Origin of the sequence: Idiomarina sp. 28-8 (assembly GCF_000320945.2) — a bacterium.
Classification (GTDB): domain Bacteria; phylum Pseudomonadota; class Gammaproteobacteria; order Enterobacterales; family Alteromonadaceae; genus Idiomarina; species Idiomarina loihiensis.
Genome location: NZ_DF266789.1, coordinates 604,960 through 630,175, shown reverse-complemented (window position 1 = coordinate 630,175; position 25,216 = coordinate 604,960). Strand labels below are relative to the sequence as shown.

At 48.8% G+C, this 25,216-nt stretch carries 23 protein-coding genes; 12 read left to right on the top strand and 11 right to left on the bottom strand.

Going from position 1 to position 25,216, the window contains the following annotated elements; translation table 11 throughout:
* Position 1 precedes the first annotated feature (1 nt).
* Together RJ32_RS03190 and RJ32_RS03185 are read left to right on the top strand one after the other, a co-directional pair.
* Positions 2–883 carry a U32 family peptidase gene (locus tag RJ32_RS03190; protein ID WP_034819143.1) on the top strand — a complete coding sequence of 294 codons (882 nt, stop codon included), beginning with the start codon at positions 2–4 and terminating at the stop codon, positions 881–883.
* A gap of 96 nt (positions 884–979) precedes the next feature.
* Positions 980–2,182: an NnrS family protein gene (locus tag RJ32_RS03185; protein WP_034818995.1), complete on the top strand. Its 1,203-nt coding sequence runs from the start codon at positions 980–982 to the stop codon at positions 2,180–2,182.
* Here the strand turns inward: RJ32_RS03185 and RJ32_RS03180 are convergent.
* Both RJ32_RS03180 and norR read right to left on the bottom strand, forming a co-directional pair.
* Positions 2,179–2,571: a YbaN family protein gene (locus RJ32_RS03180; RefSeq protein ID WP_034818992.1), complete on the bottom strand. Its 393-nt coding sequence runs from the start codon at positions 2,569–2,571 to the stop codon at positions 2,179–2,181. The two genes, RJ32_RS03185 and RJ32_RS03180, sit on opposite strands and share 4 nt — an antisense overlap.
* The gene (gene norR, locus RJ32_RS03175) at positions 2,568–4,112 is read right to left on the bottom strand and encodes a nitric oxide reductase transcriptional regulator NorR (protein ID WP_034818989.1); all 1,545 of its coding nucleotides are present in this window, start codon (positions 4,110–4,112) and stop codon (positions 2,568–2,570) included. Before norR ends, RJ32_RS03180 begins: the two co-directional genes overlap by 4 nt.
* A 158-nt stretch (positions 4,113–4,270) precedes the next feature.
* Here norR and RJ32_RS03170 point away from each other — a divergent pair, with 158 nt between their 5' ends.
* The gene (locus RJ32_RS03170) at positions 4,271–4,810 is read left to right on the top strand and encodes a hemerythrin domain-containing protein (RefSeq protein WP_011233460.1); all 540 of its coding nucleotides are present in this window, start codon (positions 4,271–4,273) and stop codon (positions 4,808–4,810) included.
* On the opposite strand, the gene RJ32_RS03165 is transcribed toward RJ32_RS03170, so the two are convergent.
* Positions 4,804–5,994, bottom strand: a complete 1,191-nt coding sequence (locus RJ32_RS03165) for a murein transglycosylase domain-containing protein (protein WP_011233461.1) — start codon at positions 5,992–5,994, stop codon at positions 4,804–4,806. The genes RJ32_RS03170 and RJ32_RS03165 overlap by 7 nt on opposite strands.
* 107 nt (positions 5,995–6,101) lie before the next feature.
* On the opposite strand from RJ32_RS03165, the gene RJ32_RS03160 reads away from it, so the two are divergent.
* The 5 genes from RJ32_RS03160 to RJ32_RS03140 are packed head-to-tail and all read left to right on the top strand — an operon-like array spanning position 6,102 to position 13,205.
* Positions 6,102–8,765, top strand: coding sequence for a M14 family zinc carboxypeptidase (locus RJ32_RS03160; RefSeq protein WP_034818986.1), 2,664 nt, complete (start codon positions 6,102–6,104; stop codon positions 8,763–8,765).
* A 9-nt stretch (positions 8,766–8,774) separates the two neighbouring features.
* A complete protein-coding gene (locus tag RJ32_RS03155) occupies positions 8,775–9,437 on the top strand; it encodes a TrkA family potassium uptake protein (RefSeq protein WP_011233463.1) in 663 nt (220 codons plus the stop codon).
* A complete protein-coding gene (locus tag RJ32_RS03150) occupies positions 9,434–10,804 on the top strand; it encodes a TrkH family potassium uptake protein (RefSeq protein ID WP_034818984.1) in 1,371 nt (456 codons plus the stop codon). The genes RJ32_RS03155 and RJ32_RS03150 overlap by 4 nt, the downstream gene beginning before the upstream one ends.
* 53 nt (positions 10,805–10,857) lie before the next feature.
* A complete protein-coding gene (locus tag RJ32_RS03145) occupies positions 10,858–12,750 on the top strand; it encodes a methyl-accepting chemotaxis protein (protein ID WP_034818982.1) in 1,893 nt (630 codons plus the stop codon).
* A gap of 26 nt (positions 12,751–12,776) precedes the next feature.
* The gene (locus RJ32_RS03140) at positions 12,777–13,205 is read left to right on the top strand and encodes a DUF4399 domain-containing protein (protein WP_011233466.1); all 429 of its coding nucleotides are present in this window, start codon (positions 12,777–12,779) and stop codon (positions 13,203–13,205) included.
* Positions 13,206–13,207: 2 nt separating this feature from the next.
* Here the strand turns inward: RJ32_RS03140 and dinB are convergent, their stop codons facing one another.
* A complete protein-coding gene (gene dinB / locus RJ32_RS03135) occupies positions 13,208–14,278 on the bottom strand; it encodes a DNA polymerase IV (RefSeq protein ID WP_011233467.1) in 1,071 nt (356 codons plus the stop codon).
* An 84-nt stretch (positions 14,279–14,362) separates the two neighbouring features.
* Here dinB and RJ32_RS03130 point away from each other — a divergent pair, with 84 nt between their 5' ends.
* A complete protein-coding gene (locus RJ32_RS03130) occupies positions 14,363–14,788 on the top strand; it encodes a cytochrome c5 family protein (RefSeq protein WP_011233468.1) in 426 nt (141 codons plus the stop codon).
* Between the two features lie 221 nt (positions 14,789–15,009).
* On the top strand, positions 15,010–17,610 hold the full coding sequence (locus RJ32_RS03125) for a diguanylate cyclase domain-containing protein (RefSeq protein ID WP_034818980.1): 2,601 nt from the start codon (positions 15,010–15,012) through the stop codon (positions 17,608–17,610).
* A gap of 7 nt (positions 17,611–17,617) precedes the next feature.
* Here RJ32_RS03125 and rep read toward each other — a convergent pair whose 3' ends face one another.
* The gene (gene rep / locus RJ32_RS03120) at positions 17,618–19,627 is read right to left on the bottom strand and encodes a DNA helicase Rep (protein WP_034818978.1); all 2,010 of its coding nucleotides are present in this window, start codon (positions 19,625–19,627) and stop codon (positions 17,618–17,620) included.
* Positions 19,628–19,737: 110 nt separating this feature from the next.
* On the opposite strand from rep, the gene RJ32_RS03115 reads away from it, so the two are divergent.
* On the top strand, positions 19,738–19,983 hold the full coding sequence (locus RJ32_RS03115) for an accessory factor UbiK family protein (protein WP_011233471.1): 246 nt from the start codon (positions 19,738–19,740) through the stop codon (positions 19,981–19,983).
* Between the two features lie 9 nt (positions 19,984–19,992).
* Positions 19,993–20,733: a ferredoxin--NADP reductase gene (locus RJ32_RS03110; RefSeq protein WP_051018720.1), complete on the top strand. Its 741-nt coding sequence runs from the start codon at positions 19,993–19,995 to the stop codon at positions 20,731–20,733.
* Positions 20,734–20,838: 105 nt separating this feature from the next.
* On the opposite strand, the gene RJ32_RS03105 is transcribed toward RJ32_RS03110, so the two are convergent.
* From RJ32_RS03105 to RJ32_RS03080, 6 genes are all read right to left on the bottom strand, one after another.
* Entirely contained in the window at positions 20,839–21,057 is a 219-nt protein-coding gene (locus RJ32_RS03105) for a hypothetical protein (protein WP_034818974.1), read from the bottom strand.
* A 107-nt stretch (positions 21,058–21,164) separates the two neighbouring features.
* A complete protein-coding gene (locus RJ32_RS03100; protein ID WP_034818972.1) occupies positions 21,165–21,482 on the bottom strand; it encodes a CcdB family protein in 318 nt (105 codons plus the stop codon).
* Positions 21,482–21,760 carry a type II toxin-antitoxin system CcdA family antitoxin gene (locus RJ32_RS03095; protein WP_227016370.1) on the bottom strand — a complete coding sequence of 93 codons (279 nt, stop codon included), beginning with the start codon at positions 21,758–21,760 and terminating at the stop codon, positions 21,482–21,484. Before RJ32_RS03095 ends, RJ32_RS03100 begins: the two co-directional genes overlap by 1 nt.
* A gap of 96 nt (positions 21,761–21,856) precedes the next feature.
* A complete protein-coding gene (locus tag RJ32_RS03090) occupies positions 21,857–22,588 on the bottom strand; it encodes a DsbA family protein (protein ID WP_034818969.1) in 732 nt (243 codons plus the stop codon).
* A gap of 29 nt (positions 22,589–22,617) precedes the next feature.
* The gene (locus RJ32_RS03085) at positions 22,618–23,148 is read right to left on the bottom strand and encodes a protein disulfide oxidoreductase (RefSeq protein ID WP_235598901.1); all 531 of its coding nucleotides are present in this window, start codon (positions 23,146–23,148) and stop codon (positions 22,618–22,620) included.
* Positions 23,132–25,216: a protein-disulfide reductase DsbD gene (locus RJ32_RS03080; protein ID WP_034818965.1), complete on the bottom strand. Its 2,085-nt coding sequence runs from the start codon at positions 25,214–25,216 to the stop codon at positions 23,132–23,134. The genes RJ32_RS03085 and RJ32_RS03080 overlap by 17 nt, the downstream gene beginning before the upstream one ends.

The window sequence follows — 25,216 nt, the reverse complement described above, 5'->3', positions numbered from 1 at the left end:
TATGAAGTTTTCTCTAGGACCTATTCTGTATTTTTGGCCGAAACAACAGGTTTTTGATTTTTATCAGCAAGCTGCCGAGTCGGATGTTGAACACGTGTATCTTGGTGAAACCGTCTGCAGTAAGCGTCGTGAGTTAAAGCTGGATGACTATCTGGCGATAGCGCATATGCTAAGAGAAGCCGGGAAAAAAGTAACGCTGTCGACAATGACCTTGTTGGAAGCTCCTGCGGAGCTCCGGGAGCTGGGTAAATATTGCGATAATGGCGAGTTTGATGTTGAAGCCAATGATGTCAGTGCTATTGGGGTGCTGCAGGAGCAGGGGTTGAACTTTACCGCAGGGCCGGCCATTAATATTTATAATCACCAGAGTCTGCGCCGTTTAATTGATATGGGTATGACACGTTGGGTGGTTCCATTTGAACTTTCCCGCGACTGGCTGCAGGACGTGTTACAGCACAACCTTATCGACACCGTGAGGGACTGCTTTGACGTGGAAGTTTTTTCCTTTGGTCATATACCCTTGGCCTGGTCTGGTCGCTGCTTTACTGCCCGCTCGGAGAACCGCCCGAAAGATCAGTGCGAGCTGTGTTGCATAAATTACCCGGAAGGCCGGGAAGTGAAAAGCCAGGAAGGTCAGCAGGTGTTTGTACTTAATGGTATTCAGACGCAATCGGGTACACGCTATAACCTGATAAACCAGCTACCGGGTATGAATGGTCTGGTCGATATTGTGCGTATCAGTCCGCAACCCGAGGGGACTTTCGACTGGCTACAACGCTTCCGCAGTAATATCAATGGGGAACACCCCGTGACCCTGACGAGCAAAGAGAACAATGGCTATTGGTTGCAACTGGCGGGGCTAGCGACAGGCTACAATCTCTAAATAGGTATTAACTGACTTTTAGTGGTAGAGCGTCGATCTTAGTCAAAATAAAAGGTATATTAAAAATGTATCTTTTATTAATAAGCGGTGACAGTGATGCAAATCACAGACAGACAAAAAGAAGAGCAGTTAACTCCTATTTTGCGGCAGGCATTTCGGCCTCTGTTCCTTTTGGGTGCAGGGTTTAGCGCCATAGCGATGCTGCTGTGGGGGTTAGCACTTGGTGGAAAGCTCAGTTTGCCTGTATACGGCAACATTATGTTCTGGCACAGCCATGAAATGATATTTGGCTTCGTTATTGCCATAGTCCTGGGTTTTTTATTAACTGCGGTGCAGAACTGGACCGGACTTAGGGCACCACATGGCAAGACTCTGCTTATTCTGACCGTTTTATGGGCAGCCGCCAGGTTAATGTTGCTGTTGGGCGGTGAACTGCCGTGGTGGTTGGTTGCAGGCGTGGATGTCAGTCTGTTACCTGTCGCGGCGTTGCTGTTCGGGCGTATGGTGTTAAAAGTCAATCAGACCCGGAATTTATTCTTTGTGCCCATTTTGCTGTTGCTGACGGTGTGCAACTTGCTTATGCATTACGGCTTACACTTTGGTCACTATCATATTCAGGTGCTTGGCGCTTACAACGCAGTATTTCTGGTGACTTTGTTAATGGCCATTATTGGCGGACGAGTGTTGCCAATGTTTACTGCCAACGGGACTCAAACACCTAAAGTAACGCCAATAGTCTGGCTTGATCGCATAGCTTTAGGCAGCTTGTGGCTTATCTTCGCTGTGCACTTTCTGAATCTGCACACGCTGTTGCCTAACCAGATAATGGTCGTTTTATTTGGTGTTTCAGCGGTGGCAACCGGGATAAGAGTTGCGCGCTGGAAAATCTGGATAACCTGGAGAGTACCGCTGCTTTGGTCACTGCATTTAGCTTATTGGTTTATTCCCGTTGGTCTGGCGTTATTTGCATTGCGTTATGCGGGTTTCGACCTGACGCAGAGTCTGGCGCTGCACGCCTTAACCGCAGGAGCTATGGGAAATATGATCCTAAGTATGATAGCGCGCGTTTCGTTGGGTCATAGTGGGCGCCCGTTGCAACCAAAACTGATAATGACCGGCGCATTTTTACTGGTGTTAATAGCCGCTTTAACCCGGGTCTTCTTAATCTGGCTGGCTCCCGATTTAGCCAGCCACTGGTTAATGTGTAGTGCTTTAGCCTGGACTCTGGCTTATGGCATTTATGTTGTGGTTTATTTTAAGGTGCTGACAACACCCCGCGCCGACGGTAACCCGGGTTAAGTTTCTTCCGGAGAGTGGTCGGGGCGGGTAGCCAGCCAGCACCCGACCACAACCAGCACAACGCCGACAATTGCTTTTAGCCAAACAGGCACTTGCGGAACAAATAACCATAGCACCAGGTACCCGGTTGCCATCATAACTAAGGCTATTAGCTTAGAACGGCGTTTAATGACCCGGTGGTCGCGCCAGGCTTTTATGTCCGGGCCGTATTTGGGGTGGTTAAGCAACCAGGCTTCAAGACGTGGCCAGCCTTTACTAGCAGCCCACAATGCCGCAATGAGAAAAGGTACTGTGGGCATTACCGGCAGGGCAATGCCAATAAGTCCAAGTAATACAAAAAATAGCGCCAGAGCGCGCCACAATAATCGAATTAACAGCTCCCGCGTCACGACTTCATTCCCAGCCGGCTGGCCATTTTGTGCAGGTTACTGGCATCCAGCTGCAGGTCTTTAGCGGCCTGACTCCAGCTGTTGTTATGACGGCTTAAAGCTGCCTCTATCATCTTGCGCTGAGTATAATTTACCGCTTCTTTCATCGACACGTTAGCCGGAGGTAAGCTGGCTCCTACGGAGTTTTTTCCAGAGTCGGTGGTGGCTGACAAAGGTAGTTGCACATCCAGATCCAGCATGTCGGGTTCAATGGTGGCAATGTCGGTTTTTTCCACACCATGGCTCAGTAGCTTAATAGCCGCTCGGCTTATAACATGTTCCAGTTCACGCACATTACCCGGCCACTGATACTGTTGTATGGCAAGCTCAGCCTCCGGCGATAAGCGCAAAGCCCGCAACCCCAGACGAGCCCGGTTTAGCTCGAGAAAATGCCCGGCCAGAATAGACACATCGTCACCGCGCTCACGTAATGGCGGAATGGGCAAAGGATAAACCGAAAGGCGGTGGTATAAATCAGCACGGAAAGTTTCATTGCTGACTTGCTGGCGCAGGTTGCGGTTAGTGGCGGCTATAAGGCGAACATCTACTTTTCGGTATTTGTCAGAGCCCAAACGCTGAATTTCACCATTTTGCAGTACTCGCAATAATTTAGCCTGTATGGATAGTGGCAGCTCGCCAACTTCATCCAGAAACAGCGTGCCGCCGTGAGCGACTTCAAAGCGTCCTGAACGGTCGCTGGTTGCGCCGGAAAACGCCCCTTTTACATGACCAAAAAGCTCGCTTTCTGCAAGTGATTCGGGCAGAGCCGCGCAATTTACATAAATAAGGGGTTTGTCGCTGCGCTGTGAAAGTATGTGCAGTTCACGGGCAAACAGCTCTTTACCGACACCAGTCTCACCCAGCAGCAACACGGGCAAATCGGCACTGGCAACCACTCGTAGTTCTTTCAGCACACTTTCAATGGCTTTGCTGTGCCCGATAATTTCCGATTCGTTTCTTTCTGTGGTTCCGGATTTTGGCATGGTGCGCTGCTGGCCTTGTCGCAGAGCCCTGACGTTTTGCTCCAGCTGGCCAATGCGAACGGCGGTCTCAACGAACAAGCTAAACTTTTGCAGTTCAATCATTGAGTTGTCGGTAAATGTACCGGGTTGCAGTGCGTCTAAGGTCAGTACACCCCAACACTTATTCTCCAGGTACAAACTAATACCCATGCAGTCGTGAACGGGCAGCGCATTACCTGGCTGCTCAGCGAGCAGTCCGTCGTAGGGGTCTGGTAATGACGAATCGTGCTCAAAACGTACGGGGTTACGAGATGCCAGCAATGCCGCTAACCGGGGGTGCTGTGCTACAACAAACCGACGACCCAAGGCTTCGCGTACCAGCCCCTGAATAGCAACCGGTTGCAGCACTTCATTATCCAGCTTTAATAAAACCACTGCGCCGCAGTTGAAGTGACTGCGCAAGGTGTTGACCAGATTTTGTAAACGAACCGCTGCAGGCTGCTCGGTAAGCAGGTCTGCTAATAGACTTTCTTGCAACATGGTTAAATTGACTGCCCAGGTTAAAAATACCCTTATTGGTTGGGTTGATAGTACCGTGACACCCCGGAGAGTCAATAATCCTAACGGGGTAGGAGCTGGCCTGTTTGTTGCAGTCCTGACCGGAGTAAGAAACTTTATTTAGCAAACAGGAGTGACCCATGAGTACTTTCGATGACCGTTTACAGACTGCCGAGCAACAATGGCAGGACGCTTCACCCAAGCATTTGATAGAGCATATTTATCTGCGTTTTCATCAGCGCCATCGCGAACAGCTTCCTGAGTTAAAGCAATTGGCCATGCGCGTTGAAGCCGTTCATGGTGATCACCCCGAAGCCCCGGTTGGTCTGACTGAACACCTGGATAACCTGATGCAGGAGCTGGAAAGCCACATGACAAAAGAAGAACAAATTCTTTTTCCTTTGCTGTCTCGTGGTGTTTATCCCGGCGGGCCAATTTCAGTAATGGAAAGCGAACACGTTCAGCATGAAGGTGAACTTAATAGAATTGGCGAACTGACCAATAACTTAACGCTACCGGAAGGCGCCTGTGGTACCTGGACAGCTCTTTATAAAGGCTTAAAAGAGCTGCAGGATGATTTGCACGAGCATATTCACCTGGAAAACAATCTGCTTTTTGTCGAAAAGAAAGCATCGGCACCTGAGCACGGTAAAGATTTTTGTTGCGGTTCGTGTCAGTAACCCTGCTTAAAGTACATCACCTTTTCTAAATACCGACGGCTCTCCGCCAACGGATGCTTAGAAGTTAAGTCCCGGTAAACAATGCCGGGCTGACTTCGGTTTATAATTTGAACCGCGTTGCTGCGGTTGGAAGAAAAGGTTTTCAGCACGTTACCGGCGCCACCATTGTATGCTGAAACAATAGCGTATTCGCGACTGCGCGGATGTTGCACACCTTTTAAGTACTGGGTGTTCAAAATGTGCAAATAGGCACTGCCAATATCGATGTTCTGAGCCGGGTCAAACAATTGTTGAGACGTGGGCTGCCCGGGAATTTTACGAACGCGCTCAAACACGTCACGTCCGGCGGTCGATGCCACTACCTGCATTAAGCCGTAAGCGTTAGCGTGGCTCACCGCATAAGGGTTAAAACTGCTTTCGGTTTCAATAATGGCATAAATAAGCTCAGGCTCCAGGTTATAGCGTCGCGCTGCGGCTATCACGTAGTCGGCATACTGGTGTTTGCGCAGCTCCTGGTGTTCATCGACCAAAGCAATTTGAACCTCATACACCTTGTTGTTTTTGGCGCGCCGGGTGCGCAACTGGTTTTTCACCAAATACTCGGCAAAGCGATTGGCCCGCCATTCGTATTCGACTACCACATTGTCCTGGTCAACAACTTGTCCGCGCAAAAACGGTTTTCCTGTCCGTTCAGGCTCTTTATCGGTAAAAATATCAACGGCAGTGAGGTCGGTTGGCGTTAACAGCGTACGCACAATAGCGGCTTTGAGTTGTTCCCGGGTTTTGGCTGGATCATTGCTGTCATGCAATGTCGCAACGGTCAGCAGGCCCTGCTCAAAATCGACAACGGCTTTGGCATGAAAGTTATCACTGTATTTAACGTACTTTTTTGAGCTGGGAACCGTGTTTTCCTCGTCGCCCCAAATGGCTTCAGCAACGGCACGCAGGTCGCGCAAAGCCTCGCGTAAGTCCTCAATGTCGCTAATAAGCAGTTGTGGGTTGCTGCGGTAGCTATGCAAACGTTCACGTGCCATAGACTCCACCACGGCGCTTGGGTCGCTACCGCTAAGCACGCCGGAATTGACCACGCGTTTTACGTTATTAGGTGTTATTTGGCATCCTGCCAAAATTAGCGTTGTGGCTATAGCCGCCAGCAGAGTGGTTAATTGAGTCTTTTTATTCATAGCGCCTAAATTGAGCTTCACTTCCCTTGTTCAAGCTTTTACATTAGAGAGACATAAAAAGAAACCCCAAGCACAGTTTAAAAGTGCATAAAACAACAGGAATGAAGATGCGCAGTCTCAAATTTGCGGCGCTGATAGCCGCCTCATGGTTGGTCATGCCGACTCAAGCACAACAACTCTCGGGCGAGAGTTCGTTACTTCCCGAAGCGAACTACAGTAATTCAGAAGTGACTGTTGAGCAGGTCCTGGGTTATCCGCTTGGCACTAAAATTACCAGCCCGGCCGACATGAGCCGTTATTTTGAAGCTCTGCAGCAGGCTTATCCCAAACAAGTAAAATTGCTTGAGTACGGCAAAAGCTGGGAAAGGCGTACGCTTTATTACGCGGTTATTTCCAGTGAAGACAATATGGCTGACTTTGACGGTTTTATGAAGGGCATGCAGGCCTTAGCCGACCCGCGCAAAACCGACAGCGATAAGGCTGAGCAGTTAATTGACGAATTGCCCGGTAGTATCTGGCTGTCCTATGGCGTTCACGGCAATGAAATTTCGTCACCGGAAGCCGCTATGGTAACCGCCTATCATTTGCTGCATGACCAGCGTGAGCAGACCCAACGCTGGTTAGATAACACCATGGTATTCATTGATCCACTGCAAAACCCGGACGGGCGTGCCCGCTTTGTGGATCGTTATTACATGAGTGTTGGGCTTGAGCACTCAGGCGATCGCCGCAGTGCGGAGCACAACGAACCCTGGCCTAACGGACGCACGAACCACTACCTGTTTGATATGAACCGCGACTGGATAGCACTGACTCAGCCTGAAATTAGCGGGCAAATAGATGCTTTATTAAAATACTATCCGCTGGTGTTTGTTGATCTGCATGAGATGGGTGGCGATTCCACTTATTACTTCACCCCAGAGGCTCGGCCTTATAATCCACTGATTACCGAGTCACAACGCGAAACGCTGAACTGGATTGGTAAAAATAACGGCCAGTGGTTCGACGAAAAGGGCTTTGATTATTTTACCCGCGAAATTTTCGATGCGTTTTACCCGGGCTACGGTGCCAGTTGGCCGCTGTATCAGGGCTCAGTTGCAATGACCTACGAGATGGCTTCAGCGCGCGGGCATTTGTTTGACCGTACAGACGGTGACGTACTGACCTACGCCGACGGTGTTCAGCAGCATTTTATAGCGTCTATCTCGACGATTCAGACAGTTTCTGAGCGTCGCGAAGCCTTATTGCAGAAGTTCTGGGAATACCGCAAGTCAGCGGTTGAAGCCGGCGAAGACGGTGATGTCCGTTCTATTATTCTGCCCGCCAAGGACGACCCGGCTGCCGCACGTAAACTGGCTTCTTTACTGGTTGAACAGGGTGCAGAAGTGAAGCAGGCGGAAAAGGCGTTTGATGTGTGCGGTACTGATTATGAAGCTGGTGCTTATATCATTGATATGGCACAACCTGCACACCGCATGATACGCACCTTAATGGATAAGCAAGTGGATATGGCGGGTGACTTCCTGGCAGAGCAGGAGCAGCGCCGTAACAATAACCTGCCGGACCAAATTTACGACGTAACCGGTTGGTCACTGCCGTTGATGTTCAATGTCGACAGCCACACCTGTGATGACTTACCTGATGTCGCCACAGCCTTTGTAGAAGAGGGGCGCATTGAGCCTGGCAAAGTGATTAACCCTGACGCCAAAGTGGCCTTTTTGGTTCGTTGGGGGGATATGAATGCAGGACGTTTCCTCACTGCTGCATTGCGCGAAGGTCTGGAGGTTCGCCAAAGCGAATTAGCCTTCACCCACGAAAGTGCGGGTGAATTCCCCAGTGGCTCATTGATTTTAACCCGCGCTGACAACCCCGATGGCTTGCAGACTAAATTACACAAGCTCGCTGAGGCGTCAGGCGCAACCGTTGAAGGTGTTGATACAAGCTGGATGACAGAAGGACCTAATTTTGGTTCGCACAACGTAAGCAAACTGGAAGCACCGAACATTGCTATTGCCTGGGATGAGCCGGTTAGCCCTTACAGTGCAGGGCATACCCGCTTTGTGATTGAACGTCAGATGGGGTACCCGGTAACGGCTATCCGTACCATGCAGTTACTGCAAAATGACCTTGATGGCCTGGATGTTCTGATATTACCGGAAGGTGCTTATTCTGGCGTATTTAACGACAAAAGCGTTGAAAAGATTCAACGGTGGGTGTCGGATGGCGGTGTGTTGCTGACCTTAGGCAGCGCTTCTGCCTGGGCGGTTGAAACCGGTCTGCTTAATACCCAACTGGAACGCAAAGTGCCGGAAGAGGGCGTTACTGAGCCTGACGAAGAAATTAAAGTTGACGGTAAAGTGATTGAAAGCCGCGAGCAGCTCTTAACGGAGATAAAACCGCACGGCGCTGACCCCGACTGGGTGCCCGGTGCGTTATTAAATGCCAAAGTGGATACAAAACACTGGTTAAGCGCCGGCGTTAAACCGCAGGTTGTGAGTATTTATAACGGCAATGACGTATTTACCCCCATTGATATTGATCACGGTCGCAACATTGCGTGGTTTGCTGGCGCGGATAGCCTGTTAGCCAGTGGCTTTTTATGGGACGATATAGCTCAGCAATTACCTTATAAGCCACTGCTAATGTGGCAGCCAAGCGGTAAAGGCATGATTATCAGCTTTACTCAGGAACCCACGTACCGTGCCTATATGGACGGCTTAAATACCTTGCTGATGAACGCCTTGTTCCTGGCACCGGCAAAAGCACAATAGGAGTCTGACATGGCAGAATTTGGTGTCATAGGGTTGGGGCGTTTTGGTGCCCGAACTTCAAAAGAACTGCTCGATCTCGGACATCGTGTCATAGGCGTTGATTCAGACGAAAAAGCCGTTGAAGCAATGGCAGATGTGTTAACGCATTCTGCCATTGCCGATGTGACTGATGAAAAAGCATTGGAAGAACTCGACTTAACCAACTGCGAGGTAGTTCTGGTTGCTATTGGGGAAGATCTGCAAGCCAGTTTATTGTGTGTTCTACACCTTAAAACTATTGGTGTGAAAGAAATTTGGGCCAAAGCGACCTCTAAATCCCACCATCAAATTTTATCGAAACTGGGTGTAAAGCGTATTATTCACCCGGAAGAAGAAATGGGAATAAGGGTAGCGCAGTCGCTGAATTATCCTATGGTGAACGAGTATATGTCGTTGGGTCATAACTGGTTCTGTGTGGAAATTAGTATTGGTGAGTATTTAAAAGGAAAAACTCTCGACGACATTATGCCGGACGACAGTGAGTTTTTTCATGTATTGTTAATAAAGCGTCGCGATGAGGTGACTGTGACTCCCTCTTTATCAATGACGCTTGAGGGTAACGAAACCTTGGTGATGGCCGGCAGTTTGAAAGCATTAAAATCTGTTGCTCCTAAACTAAAAGAACCTTCATGAAACAGTGGGCTCCTTCAATAGCCTGGTTGTATCGTCGTCCCGGGCGTAAAAGGCGTAGAGCTTTTAAAGCCAGCCCTCCGGTTATTCTTTCCGGTGGCTTTGCCTGTCTGATTTTATTAGGTACTTTGTTACTAAAGTTACCCTTCTCAACTGAGCAACCAATAACCTGGCTGGAAAGCTTATTTACGGCGACCTCTGCCGTTACCGTGACTGGGCTGGTCGTTGTCGATACGGGGGCTACTTATACACCGTTTGGAATGAGCGTTTTGGCTCTGTTGATTCAGGCGGGCGGGTTAGGCTTCATGACATTTGCGGTATTGGCTGCTATTTCGATAGGCGGCCATGTCGGGATTCAGCATCAGGTACTGGCAAAAGAGGCTATGCAGCAAACCAGTCTTGCCAGCATTGGGCGTACGGCAAAAGCGGTGGTATCGTTGGCACTGATTGTTGAGGCTATAGCGGTGGTTGGTCTGACAATAACCTGGTGGCAGGAAAAAGGCTTTGTCGATGCGTTAGCCGAAAGCGTTTTCTACGCTATTTCAGCGTTTAATAGCGCAGGCTTTGTTCTGTCACCCAACGGAATTGTGGATTACGCCGACAGCATTCCGGTTAATCTTATTATCAGTATTTTATTTGTCATCGGTGGCTTGGGCTTTTCGGTTATTACCAACATATACGAAAAGCGGCGTTGGTATAAATTCTCGGTTTATACTCGCGCTATTTTATGGGCGACATTAATCATTAATGTATTGTCGGTTGCTATTATCTGGCTGCTGGAAATGAACAACCCAGCCACTTTTGCCAATTTAAGCTTTGGTGATCAGGCGATGGCTGCATGGTTTCAGGCTACTACGCCTCGCTCCGCAGGTTTTAATACGGTTGATACCGGAGCTATGACAGAAGCCAGCGCAGTTTATACTATGTTACTGATGCTAATTGGTGGCGGTTCAATGAGTACGGCCGGAGGCATCAAGTTGGGGACTTTTATTGTCTTACTGGTGGCCACTTATGCTTTTCTCCGCCGTCGAGAGTATGTCACTTTGTTGAACCGCACGGTACCTCAGGAGCTGGTTATGAAAGCTCTTGCAGTCACTTTGGTTACCCTTACTTTAATGTTCCTCGGAATCTTTATCCTAATGATTTTGAATCCGCTGCCGTTTATAGATATAACCTTTGAAGTTTTGTCGGCTTCGGCGACGGTCGGATTATCGCGGGGAATTACTGCAGAAGTGACCGGGGCAAGTCAGTTAGTTCTGGTGTTTTTAATGTTCGCGGGGCGGGTTGGGCCATTAACGTTGGCCTATTTTTTGGCGACACCAAGAAAACGGCATATACGCTTTCCGGAAACCGATATTCAAGTGGGATAATCTGTTGACAGACGAATGAGCCTATAAGAACAATAACAAGAGAAACTCTCAAGATGCTGAAGAAATTAAAGTTCACGCAAAAGGTCATTATTGTTGCGTCGTTGATACTGGTACTCGTGCTGGGCGTCTTCACGCTGAATAACTTTTTGCAGATGTCGAGCCAAACCCGCAGTAATTTGCAGCATCAAATGCAGGCGTTGTCTGACTCAGTATCGAACAATATTTCCCAATGGTTTAATGACCGCATGAGCATTGTTCAGGCAACCGCCGATGCTTACCGTGTTGATGATTCCACAGACCGTGCTTTAGAGCGGGTTCAGCAGTCCAAAGCCGCTGGTAAGTTTAAAAATGTGTATTACGGTTTGCTCGACGGTACTTTTCTGCTCGATGATCCCAGCATCGACCTGCCGGACGATTACGATGCCCGCAGCCGTCCCTGGTACCAGCTGGCGGTTGATGAAGGGCAGCCAACCTATACCGCGCCTTATATAGATGTCACAACCAATGAATTGACCATTACTGCGGTGGTACCCATGCGTCGCGATGGCCGGCTGGTGGGAGTTGCCGGTGGCGATATGATGCTGGATGAGATTTCTGAGATTGTTAACGACATCGATTTTATGGGTCTGGGTTATGCTTTCCTGGTAAGTGGTGACCGTAATATTCTGGCACACCCAGATGAAGACTGGATTGAGAAGTCTGTCAATGACTACGCTGGGCAGCCTGTCGCTTTTAGCTCCGATTTCTCAGAATACAGCATTGATGGAACTGACCGCCTTGTGTCATTTCATAAAATACAGGGTATTCAGGGTGTTGAATGGTATTTGGGAGTCGTCATTGACCGTGAGAAGGCGTATAGCAACGTTTCATCCTTTGCCTGGACAGCCGTAATCTATCTGGTAATCGGTATTGTCGCGGTTGTCGTTTCTTTGACCTGGTTACTGCGCTTATTACTCAAGCCTTTGCGTCGCTTAAATGAGGCGGTAACCGATATGGCCCGCGGAGAAGGTGATTTAACGCAGCGGCTGCCGGTTGAGTCGGACGACGAGTTTGGCCTTGTTTCACGCCGTATGAACGAGTTTATTGAGAAAATCCAGCAAGCCTTGCTGGAAGTGAATGCGGCCGCACAACAAGTGGAAGGCAACATTCGCAGCATGGTTAAAGCAAGTGATGATTCAATGGACATTGGCAGCGAACAGGCCGGAAAAGCCAGCTCTGTTGCGACCGCGGTGAATGAACTGGGCGCGAGTGCTCATGAAATTGCCGAAAATGCTGCAAAAGCCTCTGAACAGGCAAGTTCAGGTACCGAAAAGGCGTCATCAGCGAGAGATTCTTTGCAACATAACCGCCAGCAAATTCAGCACTTGTCGGAACGTATGGATGCCTCCAGCCAGGCAATTCATACCCTGGATGAAGACACCCAGAACATTGGCAAGATCATTGAAGTTATTAAAGGCATAACTGAGCAAACCAACTTGCTGGCTCTGAATGCGGCTATAGAAGCTGCACGCGCAGGGGAAGCTGGTCGTGGTTTTGCGGTAGTTGCGGATGAAGTGCGTAGCCTGGCTCAGCGGACTTCGTCGTCGGCAGGCGAAATTGAGACAATGATAGAGCGGGTCAGAGCCGGAACACGCAGTGTTGTTCAGGTTATTCAGGAAAGTCAGGAAATAAGCAGTGCCTGTGTGTTAAGCGCGGAAGAGTCTGCTGAGCACATGTCTGAAATTAACGCCATTATTGTTACCATCGACGATGTGAATCATTCAGTGGCGTCGGCAACCGAACAACAGACTTCAGTGATCCAAACGCTCGATCGTGACATTATGGATATAAGCAGTATGAACGATCAGAGCGTAGACAATCTAAATAATACTAAGCGAGCTTGCCGTGAGCTGAATACGGCATTTGAACGCTTGGAACAATTGGTAACACAGTTTAAACTGAATTGATCGAAATCAACTATTGGAGCAAACCTATGAACAAAGCATGGATGATTGGCGCCATAGCACTACTTGGTGGACCTGTTCTGGCAACAACAGCTCAGGCAGTAGAACGTACAGAATCATCAGAGCAAGCCCAGGCTTATATTATTTCTCCGCAAAACGGGGAAGTGGTTGGTAAAACCTTTAAAGTGAAGTTTGGCTTAAGCGGTATGGGCGTAGCGCCGGCCGGTGTCGATGTGAAGAATACCGGACATCACCATTTGCTGGTTGATAAAGACGAACTACCAGCCATGGACAAGCCTATGGGCGGTGATGTGACTCATTTTGGTGGTGGCCAGACGGAAACTACCGTGACTTTAGAGCCGGGTGAACATACGCTACAAATTATCTTAGGCGATAAGAACCACGTACCGCATAACCCGGCCGTGGTTTCAGAAAAAATCACTATTACAGTGAAATAAGACTAATCCAGCTCGAGTTCGAGTTGTAATTGCTCGTTGGGGTCAGGCAATGTTGCACTGATCCCCAACAGCCTTACCCCTTTCCCTTTTCCACGCTGCCAGGCTTCATCTAATAACTGATAAAACAGGCTGGGTGAAATAAACTGAGCACTACGTGAGACCGTTGTTTGTGTGAAGTCCGAGAATTTCAGCTTTAGTGTCTGGCTACGAATGGGCTGCTCGCGCCAGTGAGTAATTTTCATTCGTTGACGCAGTTTCGGTAATAAATTGTCCTGAACATAAGCCTGAGCTGTCGATTCCAGTCGCATATCCGTTGCCAGGGTTTGTTCAACCCCGACACTTTTGCGAATGCGCTCTGTAACAACTTCGCGGCGATCCCGCCCATGGCAGCGCTCAAATAGTACATACCCGGCTTTATCACCAAGAATGGCCTGTAATTGCTGCAGCTCTATATTCTGGATGTCTTTTCCTGTGGTGAGTCCATAGTTAGTGAGCACTTGCTGACTTTTAGGTCCAACACCGGGGATTTGTTTGAGGTTTAATGCCGCAATGTAGTCCATAACTTCCGCCGGACGAACCACAAACTGACCATCGGGTTTGCGCTCTTCGCTGGCAATTTTGGCTACCATTTTCTGGTTTGAAATGCCGGCAGAGCCGGTTATCCCCAGCGTCTTAATTTGTTCTCGAACAAAGTCCATGGCCAAAGTTGCGCTGCCTTTAAAGCCTTCCAAATGAGTTAAGTCCAGATAAAACTCGTCAATAGAAGCAGGTTCAATGCGAGGCGTTAATTCACGCAAAATATCCAGCACTTTGTCGGACAGTTCTCGGTAGTAGTTGCCGTCGGGTCTTATAAAGGTTAATTGCGGGCACAAACGGCGGGCATGACTACCCGGCATCGCGCTTTTAACGCCAAACTGACGAGCCAGATAATTTGCCGTTGCAACGACCCCTCGTTCACCACCGCCACCGACAGCAAAAGGGCGTGTTTTCAGGCTTGGATCGCGTAATTCTTCAGCCGAAGCAAAGAACGCATCCAAATCCAGCAAAGCTATTTTGCGAGCAATTTCAGCCAAGTGTTTATCCTTTGCACATTTGTGGTTATAATCGCATCCACTAACTGGGCGTGCAAGAACACCAGCCATTTGTAGGAGAAACCAGTGAAAGCTATGAATTCATTTTTCGTTAAGAGCGTTTTAGGCACTATTTCAATGCTGTTTGCGCTGAGTATTAGTGCGGCATCAGTGCAGGATGATATGTCACGTGAAGCGATTGCAGAGCGTATTAAGCCTTTGGGAAAACATTATGTGGCTGGTGAAAGCAGTGCTGCTGAAGAAAGCAGTGGACCGCGTTCAGGCCAGCAAGTTTATGATAAGTACTGCACAGCCTGCCATACCAGTGGTGTTATGGGAGCTCCAAAAAGAAACAACGCTGCCGACTGGCAACCACGTTTAGACCAGGGCATGGAAACGGTATTGAAGCACGCAGTTGAAGGTTTTAATGCCATGCCGCCTAAAGGAACCTGTAGCGACTGCTCAGAAGAAGAAATTCAAGCTGCAATAAATTACATGACTGAAGAAATTTAGTTTTATTTGCATCTTCAGTAACAAAAGGCCACCACCCGGTGGTCTTTTTTGTGTCAATCGACGTTAATTCGCTCTCTTAACTTCCTTCGCTAATTAATTTTTAACCAGATCTTTTCTATTTTTTGACACAGGTCTATACTGTACGACTGTTACTAAACGCAACAAGTGTTAACAAAATGTATTTCTCGGCAAGGAGTGTCAGTGTCTAAGGGTGAACCTGAATGACAGACCGTACGCATAGCGAGGAACAGCTTCAGAATATAAAAACTGAAAATGAACGCTTGCACAAAGTCATCGCCCGACTAAAGGGGTTGACCCAAAAGTATCGGTCTGCTGAAGTCGTACAAAAAGCGCTGTTCCGAATATCGGAACTGGCGGCTTCTGCGCGCGAAATGGACAACTTTTATCAGTCTCTGCACGAAATTATCGGCGAGCTGATGTACGCCCGTAATTTTTATATTTGCCTTTACGAACCTCAGGAAGAGCTGGTCGATTTTGTTTATTTTGTCGATGAAATTGATCAGGACACCTTATTTGAACGCATTCCTATAGAGCAATTGAAGAAAGGCTTAACGGGTTATGTTTTGCGAAAAGGCCAGTCTTTGCTTTGCCCGCCGGAAGTGTACCAACGCTTAATTGATAACGCCGAAATAGAAGGCTTAGGGGCAGAACATCAGGACTGGTTAGGTGTTCCGTTAAAACGTGGTGACGTGACCATAGGTGTTATGGTGGTGCAGAGCTACAGCGCTGACGTTCGTTATGACGCCTCAGATGAAGATTTGCTTACCTTTGTATCGCAACACGTGGTGAATGCGCTCGAGCGTTTAAAGCAGCGCGACTTAATGCAAAGCGAAATAGAGCACCAGACAGCTGAACTACGCCATGCGAATGAAAGCTTAATGAGCGAGATTACCATTCGTGAAAGGGCTGAGCAGCAAACCTCGGTGCTCTTTGCTATTTCCGAGCTGACCAATACCTCTGACGATATGAACGCCTTTTATCGGCAGTTGCACAGGCAAATCGGTAAATTGATTCATGCCGACAACTTCTTTGTCGCGCTTTTATCAGACGATAAAAAGTTTATACATTTTCCCTACCATGTGGATGAAACAGGCGCTAAAGCCGAACGCCGACGAGCCGGTAAAGGTTTAACCGAATACGTTATTAAAATGCGTGAACCGGCCTTTATCGACGCCCCTGTACGTCAAAAACTTCTGAAGAAAAACGAGATAGAGCTGGGCTATGGTGGTATGAAGCTGGCTAAGCAATGGCTCGGTAGCCCCTTAATGATGAACGGGCAGGTGTTTGGGGTTATTGCGGTCCAGACCTACGACGGTGACTTCTTATACCATAGTGATGATTTAGAACTACTGAACTTTGTTTCGCAGCACGTTGCCGTGGCCATTGACAGAAAACGCTCAGCGGAAGAAATTCAGCGAGTAAACCAGTTCCTTGAAAAGAAAGTGGCGGAGCGTACCGAAGAGCTGGTGTCCGAAATAGAACGACGGAAAAAAACCGAATCCAGCTTATTCCACGCAGCGCACCACGATAACCTGACCGGCTTACCTAACCGCATATTGTTCAATGAACGTTTGCAGCAGGCCGTGGCACATAAACGACGGCACCCTGAGCACCATTTTGCGGTGCTATTTGTTGACCTGGACCGCTTTAAAAATATAAACGACACGCTTGGGCACTCTGCCGGCGATGAGTTCTTGCTGGAAGTCAGCAAGCGTATTGGTGACTGCGTACGTGACAACGACATGGTGGCGCGTTTAGGCGGTGATGAATTCGTTATTCTGCTGGATACCATTACCAGTATTGATGACGCTAAAGACGTTGCCAAGCGCATGATCCAGCAAATGAGTGAACCTTTCCATCTGAACGGACAAGAGCATTACTCCGGCGCCAGTATCGGTATTGCCGAGTGTCTGGAAGAGACCGATTCGGCTGAACGGCTGTTACGCGACGCAGATGCCGCCATGTACCAGGCTAAAGGTATGGGGCGCGGGCGCTACGTATTATTTGATGACAGCATGCATGAAAACTTAGTGGACAGTGTTCGTAAAGAAACGGCGCTGCGCCATGCGAAAGTTGAGAAAGATTTCGCTGTCAGTTTTCAGCCAATAGTGAATTTAACAACAGGCGAGGTCAAAGCTGTAGAAGCTAAATTGGTGTGGGAAGACCCGCGCTACAGCTTTAAAAGTGAAGAGTTGTTACCTCTGGCCGAGCGCACTGGCCTTATTGTGAAGCTTGACCGCTTTGCTTTACGGGCAGCCAGCCAGTGGCTTGTTGAAAATAGTGTCAGTGCTGAAACTATGCTGCACCTGAATTTATCTGTGCGGCATTTATTGAAAACCAGTCACCTGAATGAGCTGGTGAATATTGTGACTGAAAGCGGTGTTAAACCAGAGAACATCGCACTGGAATTTGATGAAACCGACCTGGTCAGAGACGGCCGCCGGGTACTGGCCAGTTTAAGACGGCTTTCCGAATTTGGCTTTAAGCTGGTTATAGACAATTTTGGCAGTGGCTCCGGGCCGCTTCAGTTCTTGTATAACTTTCCGTTTACCATACTTAAGCTGGACCACCATTATATTGCTCGTTTGAGCAGCAATAACAGGGCGCAGGCCATGTTAAAGCACATTGTGACCTTGTGTCATGAGCTCGATATTGCTGTTTATGCCGATGGACTGGAAACTGAAACGCAAAAAAATGATGTGGAAAAGCAAGGTGTTATGATGGGGCAGGGCAGCTTCATTGACGAAAACTATGAAGGCACTGTAGCCAAAGACGACGACACCTCTTTCGTATCAGCTTAGTTGTGCGCTACTTTTTCAGAGCGTTCTTCAACATTTCCAGACCCTGACTTCGTTGCTCTTCACGTTCCTCGTCAGATTTTTGCTTGCGATGTTCCCATTCTAAATCGTCCTGCGGTAACTCCAGCAAAAAGCGGCTGGGTTGTGGCTCCGTTTTTTCTCCAAACTGGCGGCGCTCCTTAGCCATAGTAAAGACTAACTTATGCTGGGCGCGGGTAATGCCGACGTAAGCCAGACGGCGTTCCTCTTCAATGTTATTTTCATCAATACTGCTTTGGTGTGGCAATAGACCCTCTTCCATGCCCACTAAAAATACTTGTGGAAACTCCAGACCTTTAGAAGCGTGCAAGGTCATTAGCTGCACCTGTTCAAACTGCTCGTCGTCTTCGTTACGGGACATCATATCGCGCAGTGACAAGCGGCTGACCACCTGATTCAATTCCATGGGTTCATGTTCGGCGTCGCCTTTTAGCATGTCCGATACCCAGCGGTGCAGTTCGTACACGTTTTTAATCCGCATTTCGGCGGCTTTCGCGCTGGGGCTTTGCTCAAACAACCAGTCTTCGTAGCCAATTTCGCTTAGCAGTTGTTTTACTGCGTCACTGGCGTCTTCCTGATGATCGGCTCGGCGGGCCAGGGTATCTATCATGTTGCGGAACACGTCCACATGCTGAAACACACCGGTGCTAAGCTGCGTTTTTAAATGGGGCGACTGACAGGCTTCAAATAAACTACAGCCTAACTCCTGCGACAAACGGCCAATACGCTCAACGGTCTGCGGGCCAATGCCGCGCCGCGGGGTATTAATAATGCGCAGAAAAGCGGTGTCGTCGGTAGGGTTCACCAGCAGCCGCAGGTACGCCATAATGTCTTTGACTTCCGCGCGGGCAAAGAACGACTGACCACCGGTAATTTTGTACGGAATGCGGTTGTTCATCAGGGCTTTTTCAAACAGACGCGACTGGTGATTACCCCGGTACAAAATCGCAAAGTGGTGATACGGCGTTTTGCGAAGGAACCGTTGTTTTACAATTTCGGCAACCACACGCTCTGCTTCATGCTCTTCGTTACGACCAAAAATAACGCTTATCGGCTCGCCGTACTGCATTTCTGAGAACAGCTTTTTCTCAAATACGTGCGGGTTGTTCTCAATGAGAATATTGGCGGCTTTCAGAATACGCCCGTGCGACCTGTAATTCTGCTCCAGCTTCACCACGTCCAGCTGTGGGAAGTCCTGCTTCAACAAGGCCAGGTTTTTAGGCTGCGCACCACGCCATGAATAAATGGACTGATCGTCGTCGCCCACCACGGTAAAGCGAGCGCGTTCGCCCACCAGTAACTTGACCAGTTGGTACTGGCTGGTGTTGGTGTCCTGATATTCGTCCACCAATAAATACTGAAACTTTTTCTGCCAGCGTGCGCGGGCGTTCTCGTTGGTTGCCAGTAACTGGGTCGGCAGGCGGATCAAGTCATCAAAGTCCACGGCATTACAGGCGCTCAGGTTATTCTGGTATTGCTGATAAACCTGAGCAAAGGCCTTTTCCTGATCGTTCCCGGCTTTTTGTAGAGCCAACTCCGGCGACAGCATGGCGTTTTTCCAGTGGCCTATCTGGTGCTGACAGGCTTGAATCAGCGCTTTGTCGCCCTCAAATACATCTTCAGTCAGGGCGTTAAGCAGGGCGTAGGTGTCCTGGTCGTCAAATAATGAAAAGCCGGGCTTAAACCCCAGGGTGCTGAGTTCCCGACGAATAATATTCAGCCCCAGAGTATGAAAGGTGCACACGGTTAAACCGCGCAGCTGCGCTTTCGGCAGAGTTTGCGCTATACGCTCTTTCATTTCTTTAGCGGCTTTATTGGTAAAAGTTACTGCACCAATTTGCCGGGCAGTGTAAATTTGCTGGCGGATCAGGTACGCAATTTTCTCCGTTATTACCCGGGTTTTGCCACTACCGGCGCCGGCAAGCACCAATAAAGGGCCCTGGATGTAATGTACAGCCTGGTTCTGGCGATCGTTCAGCATGGGCGCCGCGGAGTTCCTGATTCGTGAAAAAGCTGATAAGAAGCTCGGATTTTACCTGAATCTCCTGCTAAGCTAAACGCATAAGCAACGATTTACACAAAGAGAGACTTATGGACAACAAAACAATAGAGAATATTGCTCGCCAAATTAACGACAGCATGCCTGCCGGCGTCAAAGAACTGGCCGGCAATATGGAACAGCGCGTTAAACAAACCCTGCAGTCACAGCTATCTAAGCTGGACTTAGTCACCCGCGAAGAGCTGGACGTACAGCAGCAAATGTTACTGCGCTTACGTGAGCGTGTTGAACTGTTAGAAAAAGAGCTGGAAGCGACCAAGAACCAGAACAAGGACTAAGTCAGACGTATGATCCAATGGATTAGTGGGAAAGTTGTCGAGAATTACCGTTGGAGTTCTGGCGTTTTCAGTTTAAGAGTTGTGGCTGAGCCGTTTGATTTTAAGGCCGGGCAGTTCGTCCGTCTAGGTCTGAATGTGGGGGGCGAGCAACTGTTGCGCGCCTACTCGCTGGCCAGCGCACCGGGCGAAGCCATACTGGATTTTGTCATAGCCGAAGTGGAAGACGGCGAGCTCAGTACTAAGTTAGCCAAGCTGCAGCCCGGCGATAACGTGGATATTACCCAGCCCGCTGGTGGTTTTTTCACGCTGGACGAAGTGCCGGACGGTGACAGCTTGTGGATGCTTTCTACCGGAACCGGCATTGGTCCGTTCATTTCTATGCTAAGAACCGAAAAGCCGTGGGAACGATTTAAACGGATTAATCTGGTGCACGGTGTTCGTGTGGCAGAAGACCTGGTTTATCAGGGGCAAATAGAGCAGTGGCAACAAGAATACCCCGGGCAACTGGGCTACCAGCCGGTGATTACTCGTGAAAACATTCCGGGTGCTTTCTCTGCACGTATTCCTGAACTGATCAGCTCTGGTCAATTAAGTGATGCACTCGACACACCGCTGAATACCAGCGCGCAGGTGATGCTTTGTGGTAACCCCGACATGATAAAAGAGTCACGCGCCGCGCTAGCTGAATTGGGGCTTGCTAAAAACACTCGGCGTAAGCCTGGTAATGTTACGTCTGAAAACTACTGGTAATGGTTATATTTGAAACGTTTTCAAGGTGTTTGGGGCGGCAAACTTAATCGCCACTAGTTCACTTTCTTCATTATCTCTATAGCCTGATTTAGCAACGCCTTAAGGCTAGCTCCTACGAAATTGGGCTTTAAATTTCTCCAATCGGCTTTTTGCCTGCTCGTTATCAGTGAATGCGAACTGGCCAGACTCTAATTTCTGGAATGCCTGATTGACTTGTTCTGTAAGCCAGTTTTCCTGCGATAGCTGTTTTCGACGCTCTACTGCCTTCTGCGGCGCTAAGCGCTTTGTTTGTTCATCAATACGAAACTGAATTTTTGTTCCCATGATGGTTCTCTTATAAAAGTGCAGGCATAAATGCTAGTGTGCTTTGGAAGTATTATCAAATTATAGCTCTCAATTTATTCGTCAAACCTGGAAACTTGTCACTATCGTTATATTCCAAAAAATAGCAGGTCGATAGCTGCGGTGATTCTATCTCTGTCGTGGGATAAGTCGTCGACCACGTGAGTAAGCTGAGTTCTTGAAATACTGGCCATATCTTGTGTCATCAATGCGAATGTCTTTCCCTCAACGGTAACATCCGGGTTCAGCTTGGTGAGTTGGAAGGATTCAGCCAGCGGAGCGGGTATCAAAGGTATCACTAAGGTTGTCGCTAAGGCTGACAGCAGGTCACTCTGCACATCAATAAGATAGGGGTAGGTTGTGCGTGTCGCTGTATTGTTATTGGCGTAGACGGCGAATTGACTCATTAGAATTTTCGCACGCTGTCGCTGAATGTTCCGTTGCGCTCTACAAATTGATTATACGCTTCCATTGCGTCAGAGTTTTCCTTCAGCCAATGCGCTTGTTCTTTTAAACGAATTTGTTCCTTCAATGCAGACTCAAGTGTCGCCGATAAATTGATATCAAGCGATTTTGCTTTTGCCAGAAGTTCAGCGTTAATACTGACATTTGTCGGCTTCTTTGCAGGAGAAGCAGTTGTGTAAGCAGCCATTTTATCACCTGTTATTAAAAATTCGTAATCCATGCGCATCAACTATGCGCATGGATTATAGCAGAGTTAACTTCAGATGGTTAACCCTTTATCCTTGAGGCTTCATATCAGGCTGGTGATGAACACTGATTAATTCAGGCCAAACTGCTCGGTAGCTATAGTTTCCAGCTTGTCATAAGGGATGTAACCGGGTGTTACCTGCTGGCCAATGATAATAGTCGGTGTGCCGCGAAAGCCTAGTTCGCGAAACGCCGACATGTTTTTGCGAATAACCGCTTCGCTCTCGCCGGACGGTGACAAAAAGGCCTCGGTACTCGTGACTTGCGCAACACTTTGCAGTGAATCAGCGGTGTGCATGCCCGACTTTTTCATCATTAAGTTGTGAGCTTCAAAGAATGCCTTAGGGTCATTGCGCCAAAGGTTTAGCCCATAAAGAGCTGAGTTGGTTTTGAGCCCATCAACCTGCTGTTGGCGCAATGGCACAAAAATGTTCACAACCTGAATAGACGGGTATTCCTCAATCAGTTTATGAAGGCCAGGCTCTAACTTCTTGCAAAACGAACAGTTGTAGTCGGTAAACACAATGATTTTATGCGGCGCATCTTGGTCACCTAAAATTGGATGTGCCGCCGACTGATACAGCCATTCCTGGTGGTTAGCAAAGGCATTTTCCTGCTCACTTTGCTGTTCTAAAAAGCGCTGCAAGCCTCTGTGAATGTTTGAGATTAGCTGCGGGTTTTCACGCAATAGCTGTTCGACTTTCTCCAAACCTTCTTCTTGTTGTGGGTTTAAATCTTGCGCAAATACGTTGCTGCTAAAGATAAAAGCAACGATGAAAAACGTTTTATAGATAAAATTCATACAACTTTCCTACTTAAAAATGAGTTACTTCAAAAAAACTGGTGAAACCAAAGACGAATAAACAAACCGGGAGGTGTTGTGACGCCGGTTGTCGCCGAAACAATGTCACCGTTTTCAATAATGATGATGGTTGGCGTGGCAGATACCTGCCAGCCATTTGAGACGCGGTTGAGGTTGTCGTTAACAATAGGAAACTCATACCCTTTCGCCTGCGCGTAGCGCGTCAGCTTGTGGTTGTCGCCGGAGCGCAACGCCACGCTAATGGTTGGGTAGTGGTTACCAACGTAATCAACCGTAGGAGAGACCGCCGGGCAAACAGGGCACCAGGTTGCCCAGAAATACAGCACAACCGGGCTGTCCTTGCTCATCTCGCGTAAGTTATATTGCTCGCCGTTTATGTCCGTTAGTGACGACAGCTCCGCCGGAACAGACTCCGGCACGTCACTATTACGAAAGGCGTCGAACACGAACGCCACTACCGAGAACAGCACAATATAAAGCGCCGCGGTTCGTAGACGCTTTGCCCACGACGGCTTAGCTTTGCTATTGCTCACGAGCATCCTCCAGCGCGTCCATAACTTTGTCTTTACTGAGTACTACGGGCAGCGTTATACCGCCCGGAGCGCCGGGTCCGTAGACTTTGTTAAAGGGCACACCAAAGGTGTTGTTATCCTTTAAGTATTGGGTAATGCTCTCGTTGGCTTTGGTCCAGTCGCCGCGCAGGCGGGTGACGTGCTTCTCACCTAAGGCTGTAAATACCGGGTCTTGCAGTAATACGCCGACTTTATTGGCCTGGCAGGTCACACACCAGTCTGCGGTCACATCCACAAACACGGTTTGGCCACTGGCAACGGCTTCATCAATACGCTGCTGGGTTAGTGGCTGCCATTGGTGGTCTTGCGGCAGTTTGTTGACCCAACGGTCTGCGGTAAGGATCAATGTTGCACCGACAATGGCAGCTAATACTAAAAAGCCGCCAATGGATAAAAACAGCGCTTTGCGGCCATGTATTTTACCAATAATCACCAATGTCAGAACCGATAAACCGACGGTTAGCGCCAGGAATAACTCGTTGCTGATAAAGTTTTTCAGCAAGGTTGTCAGCCAGACCGTGGTTGCCAGCATCATAGTGGCGAAAACGGGTTTTACCCACTGCATCCAGCGACCAGGTTTGGGTAATAATTTGGCGGTTTTAGGGAACACGGCTATAAGTAACCAGGGCAGCGCCATGCCAACCCCAAGAGCGGTAAAAATCAGCAGAATAACCGATGACTCAGCAGCTAATGCAAAGGCCACTGCGGTGCCTAAAAAAGGCGCTGTACAAGGTGTTGCCAATACGGTGGCCAGCATGCCTTGCAGGAAATGCCCTTTATAGCTGTCATCGCCAGCGGTTGCGGCACTGGTACTCAAAGAAGACGGCAATTTAAACTCAAAGGCACCCATTAAGTTCAGTGCGAATACCCAGGTAATAGCGACTAATGCGGCAATGAAGTAAGGGTTCTGAAATTGAATACCCCAGCCAACAGAACCGCCCGACCAGCGCAGAGCCATAAGCCCCAGGGCAATGATCAGAAACGAGCTGATAATACCCAGTGACGACGCAAGAAATTGCCGACGCACGACCCGGGGTTGTTGCGCCCCAGACAGCATGAGGCTTTGAACTTTCAGGCCCAGTACCGGCAACACGCAGGGCATAATGTTTAAAATAAGCCCACCCGCTAACGCCATCAATAAAATGGCCCACAGCGGCGGGGCATTATTAGCAATGGTGCCTGCGGTTAGTTGAACCTTATATTCAGCGGCAAACTTCTCATCACTGACTGTTACTATAAGCTCTGCGCCGCTTAGGTCTGGCAGCTCCAGCCAGTGGCTAACGTCAATATTCGCCGTAAGCGTATTGTCTTCCACCTGAATATCTGGTGATGAAAACTCTGCGTCGGCCAGAGCTTCGTCGTTGCTGTGTATAAACAGTTGAGGTTCTTGCCAGCCGCTGTCACGCTCTATGGTCAGTTGAACGCGCTGGTTGGCGTCGGACCAAATAGCCTGCTTGACGTTATTGCTGTCGTATTCCCGAGGCACCTTGCCCATCGCCTGATTAAAGGCAAAGGCACGATCACTGTCGACGGTGAGGGTGTCCAGATCAACGTGCAAGTCAATTGGGTAGTCTGTTAACACACAAACGGTGGTACAGGACGACATAGTCAAAGTACCGCTAATGTGCGCCTGCCGGGCATTCGGGCTTAGCTGTATCATTAACGGAAAGGCCAACGACCCCTGATACCCGACGGTATCAATACCCTGAATGCTGTAGCGCGAGGGCACCGGCCAGTGCCACTCAATATCGTTAATATTGGATGATTTAGACCAGTCAAAGGTTGGCGGTATGCCGCCTTCCCCCGGCGAGCGCCAGTAGGTTTTCCAGCCGTCATCCAGCTCAACATGCAGCAGTGCGGGTAGTAGATTTCGCTCAGCCTCATAGTGGCCGGTCAGCTCCAGCTTCACCGACACCGGCGGATGGTCTTCATGACTCAACCAACCGGTAGACGGCGTTTCTGCTAGGCTTTGCGCGCTGTAAATCAGCAGCGCAGCAATAAGCGATACGAGCCATAACGGTAAAATTTTATTCAT

What these genes read in the sequence shown, in the direction of transcription:
- RJ32_RS03150 (WP_034818984.1), top strand. Translation starts at nt 9,434, where the DNA reads ATGAAACAGTGGGCTCCTTCAATAGCCTGGTTGTATCGTCGTCCCGGG.
- RJ32_RS03185 (WP_034818995.1), top strand. Translation starts at nt 980, where the DNA reads ATGCAAATCACAGACAGACAAAAAGAAGAGCAGTTAACTCCTATTTTG.
- RJ32_RS03190 (WP_034819143.1), top strand. Translation starts at nt 2, where the DNA reads ATGAAGTTTTCTCTAGGACCTATTCTGTATTTTTGGCCGAAACAACAG.
- RJ32_RS03110 (WP_051018720.1), top strand. Translation starts at nt 19,993, where the DNA reads ATGATCCAATGGATTAGTGGGAAAGTTGTCGAGAATTACCGTTGGAGT.
- RJ32_RS03080 (WP_034818965.1), bottom strand. Translation starts at nt 25,216, where the DNA reads ATGAATAAAATTTTACCGTTATGGCTCGTATCGCTTATTGCTGCGCTG.
- RJ32_RS03105 (WP_034818974.1), bottom strand. Translation starts at nt 21,057, where the DNA reads ATGGGAACAAAAATTCAGTTTCGTATTGATGAACAAACAAAGCGCTTA.
- RJ32_RS03140 (WP_011233466.1), top strand. Translation starts at nt 12,777, where the DNA reads ATGAACAAAGCATGGATGATTGGCGCCATAGCACTACTTGGTGGACCT.
- RJ32_RS03155 (WP_011233463.1), top strand. Translation starts at nt 8,775, where the DNA reads ATGGCAGAATTTGGTGTCATAGGGTTGGGGCGTTTTGGTGCCCGAACT.
- norR (WP_034818989.1), bottom strand. Translation starts at nt 4,112, where the DNA reads ATGTTGCAAGAAAGTCTATTAGCAGACCTGCTTACCGAGCAGCCTGCA.
- RJ32_RS03095 (WP_227016370.1), bottom strand. Translation starts at nt 21,760, where the DNA reads ATGGATTACGAATTTTTAATAACAGGTGATAAAATGGCTGCTTACACA.
- RJ32_RS03165 (WP_011233461.1), bottom strand. Translation starts at nt 5,994, where the DNA reads ATGAATAAAAAGACTCAATTAACCACTCTGCTGGCGGCTATAGCCACA.
- RJ32_RS03145 (WP_034818982.1), top strand. Translation starts at nt 10,858, where the DNA reads ATGCTGAAGAAATTAAAGTTCACGCAAAAGGTCATTATTGTTGCGTCG.
- RJ32_RS03085 (WP_235598901.1), bottom strand. Translation starts at nt 23,148, where the DNA reads ATGCTCGTGAGCAATAGCAAAGCTAAGCCGTCGTGGGCAAAGCGTCTA.
- RJ32_RS03090 (WP_034818969.1), bottom strand. Translation starts at nt 22,588, where the DNA reads ATGAATTTTATCTATAAAACGTTTTTCATCGTTGCTTTTATCTTTAGC.
- RJ32_RS03125 (WP_034818980.1), top strand. Translation starts at nt 15,010, where the DNA reads ATGACAGACCGTACGCATAGCGAGGAACAGCTTCAGAATATAAAAACT.
- RJ32_RS03115 (WP_011233471.1), top strand. Translation starts at nt 19,738, where the DNA reads ATGGACAACAAAACAATAGAGAATATTGCTCGCCAAATTAACGACAGC.
- rep (WP_034818978.1), bottom strand. Translation starts at nt 19,627, where the DNA reads ATGCTGAACGATCGCCAGAACCAGGCTGTACATTACATCCAGGGCCCT.
- RJ32_RS03160 (WP_034818986.1), top strand. Translation starts at nt 6,102, where the DNA reads ATGCGCAGTCTCAAATTTGCGGCGCTGATAGCCGCCTCATGGTTGGTC.
- RJ32_RS03100 (WP_034818972.1), bottom strand. Translation starts at nt 21,482, where the DNA reads ATGAGTCAATTCGCCGTCTACGCCAATAACAATACAGCGACACGCACA.
- RJ32_RS03170 (WP_011233460.1), top strand. Translation starts at nt 4,271, where the DNA reads ATGAGTACTTTCGATGACCGTTTACAGACTGCCGAGCAACAATGGCAG.